Origin of the sequence: Chryseobacterium sp. T16E-39, assembly GCF_002216065.1 — a bacterium.
In the GTDB taxonomy this organism is placed as follows: Bacteria; Bacteroidota; Bacteroidia; order Flavobacteriales; family Weeksellaceae; genus Chryseobacterium.
In genome coordinates, this window is sequence record NZ_CP022282.1 from 4,439,659 (window position 1) to 4,457,652 (window position 17,994).

A 17,994-nucleotide genomic window follows, 5' to 3' on the forward strand; every position below is an offset into this window, starting at 1 on the left:
CAATATGAAAGCGGCAAATTTATAAAATAATCTTAATTTTGCAACGGGAAATCATGAATTCAACTGCTGAAAAATATTCTGAACTGATAAAGTCCAAAGCTCAAAGTTTTGGATTTCAGAATTGTGGTATTTCAAAAGCTGATTTCCTTGAAGACGACGCACGGCACTTAGAAAAATGGCTTAAGAATAATTTCCATGGAGAAATGAAATACATGGAAAATCATTTTGATAAAAGATTAGATCCCAGATTGTTGGTTGAGGGCTCTAAGTCAGTGATTTCATTATCTTATAATTACTTTCCCGAAGAAAAAATTTCGGCACTTGAAAACTATAAGATTTCAAAATATGCTTATGCTGAAGATTACCATGAAGTGATCAAAGAGATCCTTCGTGAGATGGTTGCTGAACTACAGGAAGAAATTGGCGATTTTGGATTCAGGGTTTTTGTGGATTCTGCCCCAATACTTGAAAGAAGTTGGGCAAAGAAATCAGGAATTGGGTGGGTCGGTAAGAATGCGAATCTTATCACCAAACAAAACGGATCTTTTTATTTTTTGGCAGAAATTATCTGTGATCTTGAATTGATTGCGGATCACGAAACCACCAATCATTGCGGGACATGCAGAAAATGTATCGACGCCTGTCCCACGAACGCTATTATTTCTGATAAAATTGTTGATGGGAGTAAGTGCATTTCTTATGCAACCATAGAATTGAAAAGCGAAATTCCTGATTATTTCAAAGATAAAATGCAGGACTGGATGTTTGGCTGTGATATTTGCCAGGATGTATGCCCATGGAATCGGTTCTCGGCTCCCAATCTGCAAAGCCGGTTTAAACCTAATGAAACCCTGAAAAATTTCAAGAAAGGAGAATGGAAAGAGCTGACCCAGGAATTGTTTTCTGATATTTTTAGAAAATCACCAGTGAAAAGAACAAAATTTGCAGGTCTGAAAAGGAATATTGAGTTTTTGGAAAAGGGGAAGTAATAGAGAATTTAAAGTTCAAAAATGAAAGTTGGGAATTATAAAAAAGAAGCCCACCTTTCGGTAAGCTTCCTTGAGAAAAAATTAGATTGGTTAAATTATTTCTTGATAATATCAGGCGTTGCAACAGGGTTCTGATCCCATCCTCCACCTAATGCTTTATAAATGGCCACACTGGCTTTAAGCTGATTTACTTTCTTTTCAACCAGTTCAAATTTAGATTCCAATGCATCCCGTTGGGTTAAAAGAACTTCCATATAATCTGCACGGGCATATTTAAAAAGATCATTGGAGATGTCAATAGACTTGGTTAGTGCATTCACTTCCTGGGTTTTAATATCAACACTACTTTCTAGATTATGAATTTTTGATAGCTGATTGGCAACTTCGATATAGGCTGCTAATACGGTTTGTTCATAATGATAAACTGCCTGGACCTGCTTAGAATTGGCATTATAATAAGCCGCTTTAATAGCATTTCTATTGATCAGCGGAGCAGTAAGTTCTCCGGCAAGAGAATACAGGAAAGACTGAGGTTTAACAATATACAAAGGATTGAAAGCCTGAAAACCTATTCCGGCGGAAATATCAAGGGACGGATAGAATCTGGCTTTTGCTGATTTTATATCCAGTTTGGACGCAGCAAGTTCATATTCAGCCTGTTTGATATCAGGCCTGTTTTCCAACAGTTCTGAAGGTATTCCACTGTAGACAGGTTGAGGAACAAGAGTATTAAAGGTATTTTTAGTTCTTTCCACTGGTTGCGGGAATCTTCCGACCAGGTAATTAACTCTGTTTTCGGTCTCTACAATTTTTTGTTGGATGTCATATTGCATTCCCTGTGTTTTTAATACCTGTGCCTGAAAACGCTGTACAGCAAGTTCATTGGAACGGGCAAACTTTTTCAAATCTCTTACCACCTGCAAGGCATCATTTTGAATTTTTATATTCTGTTGGAGAATATCCAGTTCATTATCCAGAGCTAATAACTCATAATAAGAATCAGCTATTTCAGCGATAAGATTGGTTGTCATAAAGTTTTTCCCTTCAACACCGGCCAGATATCTCTGTACCTGTGCCCGGGTTGCATTGTGTAGTTTTCCCCAGATATCGGTTTCCCATTTTGCCTGAGCGCCAACTGCAAAGTCAAATAAAGGATCAGGCATTTCTTTACCAGGTTCAATTTCTGTATTCGCTTCCATAGCGCCGATGTTGGTATAACGGCTGACTTTATCCAAACCAGCTCCCGCTTTTAAACCTACAGAGGGTAAATATTCTCCTTTACGGGCTTTGATCTCATTTTTAGAAATCTCTATTTCCTGAAGAACAATATTAAGTTCCTGATTGTTTTTCAGTGCTTCATTGATGAGTGCCTGAAGATTCGGATCACTGAAATATTCATTCCATTTGATCTTTCCGGTATTTGAGGTAGCATCATCAGTACTGCCATATTTTTCCGGTACTGTTTTATTTTCAACACGTTGCTCTATTTCTATTGGTTTACAAGCCGCAAGGCTTAAAAAGACCAGCGCAATACCTGTATATTGATATATTTTATTCTTATTCATAGTGTATCATATCTTCGCTTAGCGGTGATTCATCTTCGTCTTTGATCATTTTTTTGCCATCAGACCATTTGGCAAAAATGTAGTATAATCCGGGAATAATAATAACTCCCAATAAAGTTCCTACAAGCATTCCTCCCAATGCTGATGCACCAATGGTATGATTCCCGATAGCTCCGGCGCCTCCGGCAAAAATCAATGGTACAAGACCTGCAATAAAAGCAAAAGAAGTCATCAGAATCGGACGGAAACGGATTCTCGCACCTTCTACTGCCGCTTCAAAAATGGAGTCTCCTGACTGTCTCTTCTGTACGGCAAACTCAACAATCAATACGGCGTTTTTACCAAGCAATCCGATCACCATAATAAGTCCCACCTGAGCGTAAATGTCATTTTCGAGACCCATTGCTTTAAGTAAAAGGAAAGATCCGAAAACTCCAACAGGAAGTGAACAGAGTACAGCGAAAGGAATCACAAAACTTTCATATTGGGCAGCTAATACAAGGTATACAAATACAAGGACAACAAGGAATACATAAATAGCCTCATTCCCACGTTGCGCTTCATCATAAGATAATCCCTCCCAGGCTACTTTATATCCATGAGGCAAAGTTTTCGCCGCAGTTTCGTTAATCGCAGTGATCGCATCAGCAGTGGTATATCCTGCTGCAGGCAATCCACGTATGGCCGCAGAATTATACATATTATAGCGCGTAATTTCGTTTGGTCCCTGTGTTTTTTTCAACGTCATAAATGCTGAATAGGGAACCATTTCACCACGGTCATTTTTTACATAAAGTTTCATGATATCTGTAGGAAGTCTTCTGAATTCAGGAGAAGATTGTACATAAACTTTAAAGAATTGTCCGAACCTGATGAATCCCTGCTCGTAGGTACTTCCAATCAAAATATTAAGGTTATCCATTGCTTTACCAATAGAAACTCCTTTTTGCATTGCGGCATTATTATCGAATACGAGTTCATATTGTGGATAGTTAGCAGCGAAAAAAGTGAAAACTCCTGTGAGTTCTTTACGTTTTTTAAGATTGGCTATAAACTCTTTATTGATCTTATCAAAATCCTGATAATCTGTAGTTCTGTTAAGGTCCAGCAGTCTCATTGAAAAACCTCCGGAAGATCCAAATCCAGGTACTGCAGGGGGTTCGAAAAACTCAATGGTCGCCCCAAGGTCTTTAGATTTTTGTTCAAGTTCTTCCATGATTTCTTTTACAGAATGTTCACGGGCACTCCAGGTTTTAAGATTGATCAGACATGTTCCTGCATTGGAACCCCGTCCTTCTGTCATGATTTCATATCCAGCGAGTGACGATACAGATTCCACACCATCTACACCCTGACAGATCTTTTGTAGAGCCCTGGAAACCTTATTGGTTTGTTCCAGCGTAGATCCTGGAGGGGTTTGGATAATAGCATAAATAGTTCCCTGATCTTCATTCGGGATAAAACCTCCGGGAAGAGTCTTATTGATCACAAAAATTCCTGCAGAAAATAAAATCAGGATTCCCCAGGTTACTACTTTTCTGTTAACAATCTTTCTCAGTAGTTGGGCATACTTACCTGTTATTTTATCAAAGCCTTTATTGAATGCATCAAGTGATTTTGTAAACAGATTGGATTTCTTAGGTTTTCCGTGGTTATTTTTCAAAAGCATAGCCGCTAAAACCGGAGTCAGTGTAAGTGCCACAACAGCTGAAATAACAATAGAGCTTGCCATAGTGATGGAAAACTGACGGTAGAAAGTTCCTACGGGACCGGTCATAAATGAAATAGGAATAAATACCGCAACCATCACTGCTGTAATAGCAATAATAGCTCCTGCAATTTCCGCCATAACTTCTTTTACAGCCTTATACGGGGAGATATTACTTTCTTCCATTTTAGCATGAACCGCTTCAATAACTACAATGGCATTATCTACAACAATTCCGATGGCGAGTACCAACGCAAAAAGGGTAACCAGATTTATGGATAAACCAAACAGCTGTATCACAAAGAAAGTTCCTACCAAAGAAACGGGAACGGCAATGATGGGGATCAGTGTTGATCTCCAGTCTCCCAAAAATATAAACACTACAATAGCAACCAGGATAAATGCATCCCTCAATGTATGGACAACCTGTTCTATAGATGCATCCAGGAACTGGGAAACGTCATAGCTGATCTTATAATCCACTCCGGGAGGGAAATTCCCTTTCATTTCTTCCAGTTTTGATTTGACATCCTTTATGACATCATTTGCATTACTTCCATAGTTTTGTTTAAGGACAATAGAAGCGGATGGATGTCCGTCAAGATTGGAATAGATATCAAAAAATTCACTTCCCAATTCGACCTTGGCAACATCTTTAAGCTTAATATTTTCTCCTTCTGCATTAGAGCGTACAATAATATTTTCGTACTCTTCCGGCTTATTGTACTGTCCTTTATAAGTAAGTACATATTCGAGGGACTGAGCGGCAATTCCTGAACTCTGACCGATCCTTCCAGGACGGCCAATGATACTCTGTTCACCAATGGCTTTCATGACTTCATCTACCGAAATAGAATAAGCACGCATACGGTCCGGATTCAGCCAGATTCTCATGGCATACCTCCGGCTCCCCAGGATCTGGGATTTGGCAATTCCATGGATCCGGTTGATTTCAGGAATGATATTCACCATAGCATAATTATACAGGAACTTTTCATCCATGCTTTTGTTGGTACTGAATAAATTCACATACATCAACATGCTGGGCTGAATAGGATTTACAACCACTCCTTCCTTTTGTACAAGTTCCGGAAGTAGTGGCATTACCTGGTCCACTCTGGTTTTTACGAGGACTACTGCTGCATTGGGATCTGTTCCCGGATCGAAAACAACGTTCACCGTTGCTTCTCCTGCACTGGTGGCATCGGTTGTGATATAACGCATTCCCTGCACACCGTTTATGGCATTTTCAATAGTAATCAAGGATGATTTCACCAATACATCAGCACTCGCTCCCGGATAGGCAATAGATACGGCAACGGTGGTGGGTGCAATTTTAGGAAACTGTTCAGTAGGAAGCTGTTTGATGGCCAATCCTCCTACAAATAGGATGATGACCGATATCACGATAGCGAATACCGGCCGGTGTATTACTTTTTTAAACATAATTCTGCTTTTGAATTACTCTGCATAGAGTTCAAGGTTGGACATCACTTTTTCAGGTTTTTGATAACGGGCAGAAATCTTTTGGTTTTCCTTTACCATTCGCAACCCATCGAGGAGAATTCTCTCATCTTTTCCAAGTCCTGATGCAACTACATAGATATGCGGCAATTCAGCAGTAATTTTTATTTCCCGCGCTTTTACTTTATTGTCTTTGGTAATAACATATACATATTTTTTCTCCAATTCCTCAAAAGTAGCTTTCTGAGGAATCAGCATCGCATTGTCGTAGGGAGAGGTGATCAGAATATTTCCGGTTTCCCCATACCGGAGAAGTCCTTTTGGATTGGAAAAAGTTGCTCTGTAGGCAATATTTCCTGTTTCATTATCGAAATCAGATTCAATGGTTTCAACAACACCATCCTGACTGAATGTTTTGCCATTCGCCATTTTTAAGCGGACATGCATAGGATCGTTGTCCTTTCTATCACTCATCTGGTTGAGGTATTCAGCTTCCGGAACATTAAAATACACCCACATTTTACTATTGTCGGAAAGTTCTGTAATAAGCTCTCCGTCATCGACAAGGCTTCCTTTACGAACATGTAAACGACCTACGATTCCGTTGAAGGGAGCACGTATTTCTGTAAATTTTAAATGGGTATTCATTGAAGAAAGTTCTGCCTGTGCTTTCTCATATTTGGCCTTGGCCATTGCCATTTCCTGGGGTGCTACAATATCTTTATCTGAAAGATTTTTTGTATTCTGATATTCGATTTGAGCATATTTTGCTTCGGCCTTCGCCCGATTGACATCGGATTCATAAAGATTGGGCATGATTTTGAATAACAATTGCCCTTTTTGTACATATTGCCCCTCGTCGACATATAGGGACTGGATATATCCTTTTTCCTGAGCACGAAGCTCAATGTGATTAATAGACCGGATCTGTGCCACATAATCTTTGTCGATTAATGTATCCTTAATAAGTGGACTTGTTACATTAAAAACGGCTGCTTCTGCTTTTTCTTTTTTCTCAGACTGACAGCTAATGCATAGTAGAATAATGCACAGGTTTATATACATGAGACTTTTCTTGACCATGGTAATATTTATAATAATTTATATTTGAAAAAATAGAGTTACGGGCTCTCTAAGAGAAAGCCTTAAGATTTTCGAAAAAAGTAATATAAAATCACAGTCTGATGACCCTGTACTGGATGTACAGATCATCGGTGGAAAGTTTTAGATGTTCGGAATTAGCAAAAAATACAGCACTTTGTCTGTTGTGAAATATGCTGACAAGGTCTGATCTGAAATAGAGCGATGATTCCCTGAAAAACACCAACAATTCCGGAAGGGCAGATGTTTCTACAGTATCATCATTTTCATTTTCGTTTTCGGAAAGGTTGGCCCTGAGCTTATGATAAGGCGGGCGGGAAATACTGTACTGATCTTTAAATTCCTGATTGTTAAGGGAAAAATCTGAGCTATTGCCGTTCCCCGGAGAAGCACTGGATGTGTAAGGGGTGAAATCAATATCAAAGGTAGTATACGTAGATATCTGTCCAGAGTACAAACCCAAAACGGTAAGTAAAGCAAATAAAACGGTAAACAGATATTGATGAAATCTTCCTCGCATCCCGAAAGCAAAGGTAATTAAACTTCAAAACCGGAACAAAAAAATGGAGATTAAAAAAGTGTTAAAAATTTAAATTAGCGAGAAAATATCCGAAAAGAGAGTTGAGGATAATAGAATGAATAAAAAAGTAAGAAGAATAAATTTTAAAAAGGAAGAAAGTTTTGAAATTTTTGGTGATAAATCCTCTTTTGGAATTTTTCGTGTTCCAAATTAAAGAGGGTAAACGACCATTCCTTAAATTCAGACGTTTAAGGAGGTGAAGATTTGATAAGTGAAAATTAGCTGAAAAGCCTTTCCTAAAAAGAAAAATTGACTTTCAAAAAGATAAAATCTTTTAGAAAATCAACGTCTTTTTTGTATTCTTTTTGGAGCTATTTTTACTCTTACTTTAAATCTTTTTTGGGATTTAGTGTTTTTACGCATATTTGTAACTATTTCATACTTAAATATACTGATTTTTCCGATTGAAACAAATATTTTTGTGATAAATTGAAAATTAATTTTACGTAACCTTGTAAAAACAGATCTGTGAAAAAAATAGTGATCATATTCTTAAAAGCTTTAGGAATCATTCTTGGGATTGTGGCTTTATACGTTGTTCTTGTTCTTTTAATTCCTTTTATCGGGGTTTCAGCAAAAGATGACGGAGAGAAGAAAGAAATTCCCATCTACATTTATACGAATGGAGTACATACGGATATTGTAATGCCTGTAAAAAATGATTTGCAGGACTGGAGTACAAAAGTTCTGTTTTCTAATACCACTTCAAAAAAGACTGATTACCAGTATATAGGAATTGGCTGGGGAGATAAGGGATTCTATCTTGATACTCCTACATGGGCTGATTTAAAATTTTCTACAGCTTTTAAAGCTGCTTTTTGGCTAAGTGATTCGGCTATGCATTGTACCTATTACAATACAATGAAAGAAGGAGACGACTGTAAAATGATCATGATCAGCAGATCACAGTATAAAAAATTAGTAGAATTCGTGGAAGCTAAATTTGACAGAGACAAAAATGGTAATTTTATGGTCATTCCTACAACTGCTGTATACAGTGATAATGATGCATTTTATGATGCGAAAGGAAGTTATAACTTCTCTTATACCTGCAATACCTGGACGAATGATGCATTAAAAGCAGCAGGACAAAAAGCAGCGTTGTGGACTGCTACAGATTTTGGGATATTCAGGCACTATAAGTAGGAGAATTGTATTACCTACTATACTTAATAATTTAAAATGATAACGGAAATAGAACAACAAACCCTAGATATCGATTGGTTTCTTACCGATGGTCATCACATAGGTTTTATGGCTTCTGGTGGGGGAAGATTGCCTGATTCTGTAGCAAGGTCTTCGGAAAATAATGAAAAATTAGTTTCTTATTTCAGGGGTTTACCTGAAATATCAGCTTGTACAGTTAATCCCGAACTAGATGATATATTGACCAAAATACATGGAAGCGGTGCAGATGAAAGATATCTTGAGGATTATATATCAATGACAAAGAAGGGATTGTATTCATTTGATAAAACCAATTTTAATAATTTTCTTGACGGTCAGTATCATTTGGTAGCAATACCTATAAAAGCTTTAATCATAAGTGATTTACCTAAAGATATATTAGGAATTCTTAAAGAGACTCAATGTTCTGACAAAATAAGTGATGTTAAGAAATTAGACTGTAAAAGTTGGTAACTTCAAATAGGTTGAAAAATGATTCTATACTATAAGAGTTAGTAACCAGATTTTATTTTTTTTGGTTCACATTATTGTACTTTTACTATGGACAAGAAAATGCTACCTTACATTTTTCCACCACTCAGTAAATTTTTGATCCTGTTGATTCAAATGAACTAATTCTCCTATCATCGGCGTTGCTAATCGATAAGACTGATTTTTTGACAGCGCAGAAATCTTTTCTAAAGGTTCTTTCCATGGATGATTGGCTAAAGTAAATTTAGAGTTATGTACGGGAAGTAAATTTTGAGCTCCCAATTCTTTTGTAGCCAGAGCGACTTCTTCAGGTAGCTCATGTACCGATTGCCAAGCCTTGTTATATTGTCCACATTCCATAATGGCCCAGTCTATTTTTCCGTATTTTGATCCTATTGTTTTAAATCGGTCATCACGGCCACCGTCACCGCTGTAATAAATATTCATGGATGGGGACTGAATCAGAAATGAAAGCCATAGTGCCTGTCCACTTCTAAAACCTCTGCCTGAATCGTGATGGGTGGATTCCGTGAATATTTTAAATCCTGGTTTAACATCTACAGATTCATACCAGTCCTTTTCTACAATTTGTTTTTGGGTATATCTCCATCGTTCAAAATGAGCTCCGTTCCCTAATCCGCAGACTACGAATTTTACTTTGTTTTGTAAAGCCTTTATCGTTTCATAATCCAGGTGGTCATAATGATCATGGGATAGTAAAAGGTAATCAATATCTGGCAGATCATTTACCGTATAAATATCACTTCCTTTGTAAGCTGTTACACTTCCTGGTATTGGGGAAGCTGTTCCGCTGAATACGGGATCTACAAGAATCTTTATCCCATTTAGCTGAAGGAAAAAAGAAGAATGCCCAAACCATACGTAGGCATTATCGAAGGGATCCAGTCTTTTCAAATCTGTCTTTACTGAGGGAAGTGAGTCCACCGGGCTTCTGTTTGGGAATTTTGTAAACAGGGTTTCATACAATACTTCCGGCATACTATATCCTTTAGTGAGTGTTGGTCGTTCTATCAGGTTCCTGAATCTGCCATTTTTATAATGAGAAGATGATTTAACCAGTTCCAGACGCTTTCCTTCTGGCAAAGCTCCGAACTCTTCTTTCCTCATGTAGAAAAAGGTAACGATGCTGAGAACAACAATTATAGCCGTCAGCAGGATAAGTATTTTCCTGAGTACTTTTACAGTTTTTTTCAATGTGCTTTATTTTTTACTTTTCAATGTTTTTTGTTCCGTCCAATGATTACCATCTCTTCATTTGCATTAAATAAAGATAGTATTTTTGAATAAAATTGTCTTTATCCATTGACTTTTTTGGCTTTTTTATATAAGACGATTTATAACTTATTATACTTTATCAGGCTGTTTACGGTTGCTATTATCGCTTCTTTATTTGTTCTCGGTTTCCAGCTTAAAACATTTTTAGCTTTAGCATTACTTGCCTTTCTGTTTATGCCTAATAAGGGCGCAATAGCTTTTGCTCTCGAATTGAAAATTGCTGCAAAACGGATCACCCAGTCAGCTACTTTTTTGTTCGAAATTTTTTGGGATACTTCGGGCATCTCTTTTTTGAGAAAATCTGCGATTTCTGGTAATGTCATCGTTCCATCTGACAAAGCGAGAAAACGTTCTCCGTTAGCTTTTGGGTCTTCCATAGCACGAATATGAAGATCTGCCAGATCGCGGACATCTACGATGGCAAGTTCTATATTAGGGATCAGCTTCATGCTTCCGTCGAGCATACTCTTCAGGAGTCCAAAGCCACTTGACAGCTTATCAGTAAATGAGGGTCCCAGAATAGCGGTAGGATTAATAACACTTAGCTCCAGACCATTTCCTTCGTTTTTGATATAGTCCCATGCTGCACGTTCAGCAAGTATTTTTGATTTGTTATAAGCTGATAATCCTTTTTCATTAGGATCTGTCCAGCTTTTTTCAGTGATCAGACGGGTTGGATCCTTATGACTGTAACCTACCGCTCCAAAGTTTGAAGTCATTACAACGCGCTGTACACCTGCATTTCTTGCTGCTTTTAATATCCTTACTGTTCCTTCCACAGCCGGACGTATCATCTCATCTTCATGTTTGGGTAAATGAAGAAAGATAGGTGATGCAATATGCAATACATAGGTACATTTGGTTACAGCCTCATCCCAGTTTTTATCCTGTAAAAGATCTGTTTCAATGAATTCCAGATTTTCAAAAGATGAGAGACCCGCATTGGTCAGCATAGCCAGTATTTCATCTTTTCTGGATAAGGAACGTAATGTGGTCCTTACTCTGTATCCTTTTTGTAAAAGCTGCAAAATAGTATGAATGGCAACGAACCCTGTACCTCCTGTTACCAATACCAATTGATTATTGTTTAAACTTTCCATTATGGTGATTTTTACTGGAACAAATTTCGATAAAATTGATGGCAGATATTTTGTTTAAAAGTCCAGATTTACTTTGTTGAGAGGTTCTTTTACAAAGAAAAACAGGGTCAAAAAAAAGACCCCAAAATTGGGGTCTCATGTGTGATTTGATATTATCTTATTGAAAAATATCTGGAAAACTATGCAAGTTTTACATTTACTGCGTTTAATCCTTTTTCACTTTTTTGTACTTCAAAAGTTACTTTATCGTTTTCACGAATAATTCTTGTGCTTAATCCTGAAGCGTGTACAAAGATATCCTGTCCTCCGTCTGCTGGAGAAATAAATCCGAAACCTTTTGTTTCGTTAAAAAATTTTACTGTGCCTTCTTGCATTGTAATTGTTATTAAAATTGTTGTTATTTTATTATTTTACCAATTGAATATCGATAGCTGAGAACCCTTTTGGAGATCTCTCTTTCTCAAATGATACTTTATTTCCTTTCTTTACTGGCTCCGCACAGTTGTTGCTATGGAAAAATACATTTTCCTTAGTTTTATCTTCAGTGATAAAACCATATCCTTTTTCACTGAAAAAAGTAATGATTCCAGACTTGCGGATTTCTTCTTCAGGAATAGGTGCTGCTCCTAGCTGGATATCGTCAAGATTGATTTCTTGTGTTTCTTCCGGTGGAGTAGAAGTAAGTCTTCCGTATGAGTCAACATACGTTAGCATTTCGTCTAGTCCTTTTCCTTTGTTGTTATTAGTTTTGCGGTCTTCACGACGTAAAGCCTTTTCTTTTTGTTTTTGAATTTTTTTCTTGAAATTTTCTTTTTTAGAGAAAGAATCTGCCATAAATTAATTTTATTATTTAGTTATTGTATTAAGTATTGGGTTGGATTTATGGTATATAACCTATCCGTTTTTGCTTTTTTTTCAACAGGGATCATTGGCTGTTCAATATCTTTTTCCGTACGAGAAATGGAGGCTGTCTCAATTTCTGTGGGATTATTTAATAGCATATCAGCGAATTTCCTGATTTTATCTGATACTGTTGAAGAAAAAAGTAGGGTCTGTCTTTTCTGAGGAATAAGTTTAAGAACTTTCTTCACATCATTCACAAAGCTCGGGTCGAGCATTTTATCAGCTTCATCCAAAACCAGAATTTCGATTTTGGAAAGATTAATAGGTCTGTAGTTGATCAGATCGAGTAACGACGTAGGAGTTGTAATGAGAACATCCACTCTTATTCTTAAAGCAGCAAGTTGATTTCCCTGTGATGTCCCATCATGAATAGTCAGTTGAGAAAGCGGAAGATATTTGCTGTAAATTCTAAAATCTTCTTCGATCTGGATGGCCAGTTCTTGTGTCGGGGTTAAAATAAGCGTTCGGATCTCCTTATGTTCCGGAGAACTTCTTTTTAATAATTGAATAACCGGCATTGCAAATGCAGCTATTTTCCCTTTCTCCTTCGGTGCAAAACCAAGAAAATCTCTACCTTTCAGAATCTGTGGAATAGCACCACTCTGTATTTCTGTAGGTTTTGAATATCCTGTCTCTGTTGCGGCTCGGATAATGGGGTTTATTAAATTTAAATTTTTGAAATTCATTTATAAGGGTTGCCGAATCTTCGACCTTTGATCAATCCTTTGCAGAAATTGAAATATTTATTTTGTTATTGGTGTATTATGGTTAAATTTAAGAAATAATCTTTGTTTTCCCATTATTTATCTTGCTTTTGTTCACCAATAATCTAAAAATAATAAAGATCAGTTGCTGAGTTTGCAATAGCGTGCCATGCTTCAATTAAATAAGCACTTCTTTACGCCCGTAAACCCTAGAGTCTGCGTAGTGGTCTTCTTTTGTAATTTCTACTGAGAGTAAATCTCCTAAAGGAGTAAAAGGATCTTCAAATTGTTTTTCTATTGTTTGAGTTTTAAAGTTGCCTATATAAATATTCATTTATGAAATAAATAAGGGTTAATTTTTGGCAGCTGAAAAAGCAAAAACTGAAAGAAAAAAATAAGTATTCTAAACTGTAACAGAGAGCAAAGGCAGAGGCCTGTTTATTTATTAAACGCAAATATACGAAAAAATAATGGAATGAGGGTGTTTTAATTGATTGATTTTCAAAAAATTGTTTCAAACATGTTATGATTAATAATGAAATGCCATTACTAAGGATACAATATATCGGACGGGAATCATTTTACTAAAATTAATACATTGCCCATCATATTGCCCCTCATTTTGATTGTGTTCTGATTACCTGTTCTTTAGTTAAATAGAGTATTGTTAGACTGTTTTTTTTTAACCCCTATAATCATGAGCCATAAGCATATTCCTACTTCACCTAGGCTGGCCGGTAGCATAATATAATGGGGAATAAAAGTTTGATCATAGGTGGGGAAGAGAAAAGTTCCGAAAAAATCGATTAGATATCCAAAGCATCCCGCCATTAAAAGAATTCCTAATATTTTGGGAATAAATCCTGATCGATAAACAAGATAACCAAAAGGAAGTAACCAAAGTCCCCAAAATATATGGTTTACAAAATTACCATCGTGATATAAATCAAGATAAAACTTAACGTGGGTATGAAGTTGCCCTTCAGTATACATTTTCGGATAACCCGAGTTACTCAATAAGTTGATGACAGCAAATTTATTGGATAAATTGACGAAGGAAATGGGAACCTGCACAAGAGCAAAAGCAACCATTATTTTAGCGTAGAAATCATTAACGGGTTTGAAAAGTTTATAAAGAATAAATGGTAGTACTAAAAAAGAAGTCCAACAAATTATTTCACAAACAATTCCAATTTTGAATAGAGGTAGAAAAGCTGGAATCTCAGCTTTAAACTGTGTTACCTCATCTGGTAATTTAAGTTTTGAAGGAATATATTGTAAACAAAGGATACCAGTTATAATAACAATTAAATAGGTAAATCCGGCGATTCTTGCGGTTTTTATTTGGGAGTCCATAAGTATATCAGGTTAAACTCTAACAAAGATATTTGATACCCTGCTGTGCTCAACTTAACATTTGTTAGGAAAATAATTCACGCCTTATTCTGCTTAAGCTTTCAGGTTTAATGCCTAAATAAGAAGAGATGTATTTAAGGGGAACATTTTTAATAATATTGGGTTGTTGGTTGATTAATTTTAAATATCTCTGTTCGGCTGTAAGGGTCGTTAGATCGTTCATTCTCTGCCTGTCCTCTTCCTGTACTTTTTCAAATAGCTTAATTGTAAAATCTTTTTGAGTTTTGCTCCTCTGGGCTGTCGCAATAGCATCCTCATGTGTAATTCTTAGAAGCTCACATTCGGTTATACAATGAAGAGTCTGATTAGAAACAGTTTGGTTAATAAAGTGAAAATAAGAAGTGAAAAATCTTGAATCATTATTGAGATCAACCGTTACCTCTTCACCATTTTCATTGGTATAAAAATTACGCATCTGACCTGATACTATAAAATTATGGTATTTCGGAACTGTACCCGCCTCTTCGAGAAGCGTATCCCTGGGAACAAAAACAGGTTTGAAAGTACTACGGCAATTAGCCCGGTCAGATTCTGGCAACGCAATAATTTGTTCTATATAGTTAAATAAGGTTTCGTAATAATGATCCATTGCTTTCGTTTCGTTTTAATGCTGAAAATTGAAAAAGGTAATTCAGATTACATTTATCAGGTACATAAAATTACTTCATTTTTTCAATATATTTTACAGCGAAAGATGGTACATATTTTATTGAATGTATTCTATTTGAATTTTTAATAAATATTATTTATAAAAAGAGATGATGACCTTATTATTTTAATTCCAATTCAAAAATTCCTGATGGAACAGAAAAATTCTTTAATACAGTATCTTTTACAAAAAGAAATCCCAGGTCTTTAAAAAATCTAACGATGGGATCATTCTCAGTTGTATTGATCCAAATGCTGTCTGTAAAGGTAATGGCTGATCTGCTTTTATTCCAGAGTGATTGTCTTACTTCGGGTAGATCATATTCCGGAAGTAGAGCAAAATCTATTATTTCTGTCATTCTTTTTCCTTCTGGAGAGCCGGAATAGCTGGAGCCACTTTTAAAAAGACAATATCCGACAGGCTCATCATCCACAAACACCATGATGAGCTGAGTGGAAAGATCATTCAGTACATTGATCATTTTTTTATACTCGACATATTCGGCAAGGTATTCTTCTATTTTTTCGGGTGAAATAATTTCCTGATATCTATTTCTGATGTACGGTCTCATTACAGAAAAAAGATAGTCGATTCCCTGATCTGATCCTACTGTGAATTTTGAAATAATCTCCATTTAGATTTCTTTTTTTTCAAAGTTAGTGGATTGTGAATCGATTATATAGGTACAGTTCTATACAATTGAGTCAGTACAGTTGGTTTTTAATTGATATTTATAAGAACACATTTGTACATTTGTTCTGAAAAGATGAATCAGTATGCAAACGTACAGATATGAAGTTTTTACTTCTGTCATTGAGAGCAAAATAAAAAAGGGAATACTTAGACCGGGTAGCCGCCTTCCTTCTGTCAGAGAAATTAAGAACAATTATCACCTCAGTACCAGTTCTGTTCAAAGCGGTTATGATTATCTGGTCATAAAAGGGTTAGTAAAGAATATTCCACGTTCCGGTTATTTTGTAGCTTCAGATAGAAAACAAAATATAACCAAACCTTTATTGAATGAATATACTGCAAAAAATGAAGTCTTTAGCAGAAATGTTACATTAATTTCGCCAAGAAATAGACCTTCGGAGTATACCTCATTTAATTCTGCCACACCAACAGATCTTTTGATTCCTCAAAATCTGATTTTAAAAAAAATGCAGGAAGTGATTCGGGAAAAAGGAGCTTCACTTCTCCGTTATTATCCTGTCAATGGATCATGGGAGTTGAGAAATCAAATTGCGGATAGAGCATCTCAATATGGATGTATGCTTAATCCTGAAGAATTAATTATTACAGACGGGGCTTTGCAGGCGCTTTATATTGCTTTGGCATCTGTTACAAATCCAGGTGATCTTATTGCGGTTGAAAGTCCATGTGTATTTTCTGTTTTAGAAGTAATCAGCAACCTAAGGCTTAAGACAATTGAAATCTTTGTCCATAATGAAAATGGATTTGATGCGGCATATTTAAAAAAAGTATGTTCGGATCATCCGATCAAAGCTCTTGTGGTAACTCCTAATTTTCATAACCCAACCGGGATTCTTATGTCGGATGATACCAAAAAAGAATTGCTTTCGATTGCAGTTGAGCATCAATTTCCAATTATAGAAAATGATATTTATGGAGATCTTTATTTTGGAAATGAACGACCTTCTAATATTCGTAATTTTGATGAAGATGGTTGGGTAATGACCTTTTCTTCTTTTTCAAAGACACTGGCTCCGGGAATCCGGCTTGGTTGGCTGCATGCGGGTAAATACACTGCAGAAACTGAAAGACTAAAGTTCGCTTTGGGAAGGTCTGTGGCTCCGATATATCAGGAATTACTCATCAGATTGCTCGAAGACCGTAGCTATGACAAACATTTACGGTCATTTCGTAAGCAATTGAAAAAACAGGCAAAAGAAGTCCTGGAGGCTTTACGTCAGTATTTTCCTGACCGTTCATATTTTCAAACTCCCGACGGGGGATATAGTATTTGGGGAAGTTTACCGGAGCAAGTTGATATGAAATCTTTCTACACCTATTGTGAAAATCAAAGAATATTATTTACTCCAGGTGATATTTTTACCTTTACAGATAAGTTTCATCATTATTTTAGGATTGTATTTGCTGAACATATTAATTCTAATAGCTTTCAATCTTTGGAAAATGCAGGTACGAAAGCTAAAGACCTTCTCTAATTCAGGATATAAAAAAGAGCGTGCTTTTAAGAAGTAAACAATTGATGAGTTTATTTTTTTTTTGAAAAAATTCCGGCTCTGATAACGCTAAGCGTTTGTTGGGTTATTCCTAAATAAGAAGCGATATCTCCCAAAGCTGCACGGAGTACAATATCCGGTGATGCTTCAATAAGCTTTCTGTACCTGTATTCAGCCGATTGAAACTGAATATCATACACCCGTTCCGACAAGAATTTTATATTTCTGGCCATATAAATACGCATGGAATAATTAAGTTTAGGAAACTGGTCCAGAAGTTTTTCAAATGCTGAGTAATGGATAGATCGGATCTTACAATTTTCAAGCAATTCATAATTATAACTATCTGTCTGATTCAGAAAGATGTTTTTTATAGAAAATAAAAAAGTATCTTCTTTATAAAAGAAATCAGTAATGTCTTTTCCATCTTTATAATAAAAGCTGCGTATTAATCCTTTTTCTATAAAGAAGACTTCTTTAGAGTGGTTCCCACTGGACAACAGTATATGATTTTTTTGTAATTCTTTATGATCAAATTGGCTATCGAGAAAAGAAATGGTCGTAGGCATTAGATCCAGTTTCCCTTGAAGATATTTACTTAATTCCATATATTTTTTCTCCTCTTAATAAATGTTTTTTACAATATTGAATAT

The 17,994-nt window shown here is 36.1% G+C and carries 17 protein-coding genes; 4 read left to right on the top strand and 13 right to left on the bottom strand.

Translation table 11 applies throughout. The features are described 5' to 3' along the window. Positions 1-53: 53 nt before the first annotated feature. Complete coding sequence (gene queG, locus CEY12_RS20265) at positions 54-989, top strand: tRNA epoxyqueuosine(34) reductase QueG (protein WP_089029381.1); 936 nt, start codon at positions 54-56, stop codon at positions 987-989. A 95-nt stretch (positions 990-1,084) separates the two neighbouring features. Here queG and CEY12_RS20270 read toward each other — a convergent pair whose 3' ends face one another. The 4 genes from CEY12_RS20270 to CEY12_RS20285 all read right to left on the bottom strand — a co-directional run bounded on the left by CEY12_RS20270 (position 1,085) and on the right by CEY12_RS20285 (position 7,347). Beyond that, positions 1,085-2,554 carry a TolC family protein gene (locus tag CEY12_RS20270; RefSeq protein WP_089029382.1) on the bottom strand — a complete coding sequence of 490 codons (1,470 nt, stop codon included), beginning with the start codon at positions 2,552-2,554 and terminating at the stop codon, positions 1,085-1,087. Next, positions 2,547-5,708 (bottom strand): efflux RND transporter permease subunit, encoded by a 3,162-nt coding sequence (locus tag CEY12_RS20275; RefSeq protein ID WP_089029383.1) that lies wholly within the window; start codon positions 5,706-5,708, stop codon positions 2,547-2,549. The genes CEY12_RS20270 and CEY12_RS20275 overlap by 8 nt, the downstream gene beginning before the upstream one ends. 15 nt (positions 5,709-5,723) lie before the next feature. After that, positions 5,724-6,809, bottom strand: a complete 1,086-nt coding sequence (locus CEY12_RS20280; protein WP_089029384.1) for an efflux RND transporter periplasmic adaptor subunit — start codon at positions 6,807-6,809, stop codon at positions 5,724-5,726. Between the two features lie 91 nt (positions 6,810-6,900). Then, positions 6,901-7,347 (bottom strand): hypothetical protein, encoded by a 447-nt coding sequence (locus CEY12_RS20285; RefSeq protein ID WP_089029385.1) that lies wholly within the window; start codon positions 7,345-7,347, stop codon positions 6,901-6,903. Between the two features lie 528 nt (positions 7,348-7,875). Here CEY12_RS20285 and CEY12_RS20290 point away from each other — a divergent pair. Both CEY12_RS20290 and CEY12_RS20295 read left to right on the top strand, forming a co-directional pair. After that, complete coding sequence (locus CEY12_RS20290; protein WP_089029386.1) at positions 7,876-8,553, top strand: TIGR02117 family protein; 678 nt, start codon at positions 7,876-7,878, stop codon at positions 8,551-8,553. A gap of 36 nt (positions 8,554-8,589) precedes the next feature. Further along, positions 8,590-9,048 carry a hypothetical protein gene (locus CEY12_RS20295; RefSeq protein ID WP_089029387.1) on the top strand — a complete coding sequence of 153 codons (459 nt, stop codon included), beginning with the start codon at positions 8,590-8,592 and terminating at the stop codon, positions 9,046-9,048. A gap of 102 nt (positions 9,049-9,150) precedes the next feature. Here CEY12_RS20295 and CEY12_RS20300 read toward each other — a convergent pair whose 3' ends face one another. The 8 genes from CEY12_RS20300 to CEY12_RS20335 form a co-directional block, all read right to left on the bottom strand. Beyond that, positions 9,151-10,281: an MBL fold metallo-hydrolase gene (locus CEY12_RS20300; RefSeq protein WP_089029388.1), complete on the bottom strand. Its 1,131-nt coding sequence runs from the start codon at positions 10,279-10,281 to the stop codon at positions 9,151-9,153. A 140-nt stretch (positions 10,282-10,421) separates the two neighbouring features. Further along, positions 10,422-11,462 (bottom strand): SDR family oxidoreductase, encoded by a 1,041-nt coding sequence (locus CEY12_RS20305; protein ID WP_089029389.1) that lies wholly within the window; start codon positions 11,460-11,462, stop codon positions 10,422-10,424. A gap of 179 nt (positions 11,463-11,641) precedes the next feature. Continuing rightward, positions 11,642-11,836 carry a cold-shock protein gene (locus CEY12_RS20310; protein ID WP_089029390.1) on the bottom strand — a complete coding sequence of 65 codons (195 nt, stop codon included), beginning with the start codon at positions 11,834-11,836 and terminating at the stop codon, positions 11,642-11,644. A 31-nt stretch (positions 11,837-11,867) separates the two neighbouring features. After that, entirely contained in the window at positions 11,868-12,296 is a 429-nt protein-coding gene (locus CEY12_RS20315) for a cold shock domain-containing protein (protein WP_089029391.1), read from the bottom strand. Positions 12,297-12,316: 20 nt separating this feature from the next. Continuing rightward, positions 12,317-13,051 (bottom strand): DEAD/DEAH box helicase, encoded by a 735-nt coding sequence (locus CEY12_RS20320; protein ID WP_089029392.1) that lies wholly within the window; start codon positions 13,049-13,051, stop codon positions 12,317-12,319. A gap of 666 nt (positions 13,052-13,717) precedes the next feature. Next, positions 13,718-14,425: a DUF4386 domain-containing protein gene (locus CEY12_RS20325; protein ID WP_089029393.1), complete on the bottom strand. Its 708-nt coding sequence runs from the start codon at positions 14,423-14,425 to the stop codon at positions 13,718-13,720. Between the two features lie 64 nt (positions 14,426-14,489). Next, positions 14,490-15,074 (bottom strand): Crp/Fnr family transcriptional regulator, encoded by a 585-nt coding sequence (locus CEY12_RS20330; protein WP_089029394.1) that lies wholly within the window; start codon positions 15,072-15,074, stop codon positions 14,490-14,492. Positions 15,075-15,255: 181 nt separating this feature from the next. Beyond that, positions 15,256-15,768 (bottom strand): hypothetical protein, encoded by a 513-nt coding sequence (locus tag CEY12_RS20335; RefSeq protein ID WP_089029395.1) that lies wholly within the window; start codon positions 15,766-15,768, stop codon positions 15,256-15,258. 142 nt (positions 15,769-15,910) lie between these two features. Here CEY12_RS20335 and CEY12_RS20340 point away from each other — a divergent pair, with 142 nt between their 5' ends. Next, complete coding sequence (locus CEY12_RS20340; RefSeq protein ID WP_089029396.1) at positions 15,911-17,323, top strand: PLP-dependent aminotransferase family protein; 1,413 nt, start codon at positions 15,911-15,913, stop codon at positions 17,321-17,323. Between the two features lie 50 nt (positions 17,324-17,373). Here the strand turns inward: CEY12_RS20340 and CEY12_RS20345 are convergent, their stop codons facing one another. Then, the gene (locus CEY12_RS20345; protein WP_089029397.1) at positions 17,374-17,949 is read right to left on the bottom strand and encodes a Crp/Fnr family transcriptional regulator; all 576 of its coding nucleotides are present in this window, start codon (positions 17,947-17,949) and stop codon (positions 17,374-17,376) included. Between the last annotated feature and the right edge of the window lie 45 nt (positions 17,950-17,994).

Coding starts and splice junctions, on each gene's coding strand:
- CEY12_RS20315 (WP_089029391.1), bottom strand. CDS start 12,296: ATGGCAGATTCTTTCTCTAAAAAAGAAAATTTCAAGAAAAAAATTCAA.
- CEY12_RS20345 (WP_089029397.1), bottom strand. CDS start 17,949: ATGGAATTAAGTAAATATCTTCAAGGGAAACTGGATCTAATGCCTACG.
- CEY12_RS20295 (WP_089029387.1), top strand. CDS start 8,590: ATGATAACGGAAATAGAACAACAAACCCTAGATATCGATTGGTTTCTT.
- queG (WP_089029381.1), top strand. CDS start 54: ATGAATTCAACTGCTGAAAAATATTCTGAACTGATAAAGTCCAAAGCT.
- CEY12_RS20270 (WP_089029382.1), bottom strand. CDS start 2,554: ATGAATAAGAATAAAATATATCAATATACAGGTATTGCGCTGGTCTTT.
- CEY12_RS20305 (WP_089029389.1), bottom strand. CDS start 11,462: ATGGAAAGTTTAAACAATAATCAATTGGTATTGGTAACAGGAGGTACA.
- CEY12_RS20310 (WP_089029390.1), bottom strand. CDS start 11,836: ATGCAAGAAGGCACAGTAAAATTTTTTAACGAAACAAAAGGTTTCGGA.
- CEY12_RS20280 (WP_089029384.1), bottom strand. CDS start 6,809: ATGGTCAAGAAAAGTCTCATGTATATAAACCTGTGCATTATTCTACTA.
- CEY12_RS20285 (WP_089029385.1), bottom strand. CDS start 7,347: ATGCGAGGAAGATTTCATCAATATCTGTTTACCGTTTTATTTGCTTTA.
- CEY12_RS20340 (WP_089029396.1), top strand. CDS start 15,911: ATGCAAACGTACAGATATGAAGTTTTTACTTCTGTCATTGAGAGCAAA.
- CEY12_RS20335 (WP_089029395.1), bottom strand. CDS start 15,768: ATGGAGATTATTTCAAAATTCACAGTAGGATCAGATCAGGGAATCGAC.
- CEY12_RS20330 (WP_089029394.1), bottom strand. CDS start 15,074: ATGGATCATTATTACGAAACCTTATTTAACTATATAGAACAAATTATT.
- CEY12_RS20275 (WP_089029383.1), bottom strand. CDS start 5,708: ATGTTTAAAAAAGTAATACACCGGCCGGTATTCGCTATCGTGATATCG.
- CEY12_RS20325 (WP_089029393.1), bottom strand. CDS start 14,425: ATGGACTCCCAAATAAAAACCGCAAGAATCGCCGGATTTACCTATTTA.
- CEY12_RS20320 (WP_089029392.1), bottom strand. CDS start 13,051: ATGAATTTCAAAAATTTAAATTTAATAAACCCCATTATCCGAGCCGCA.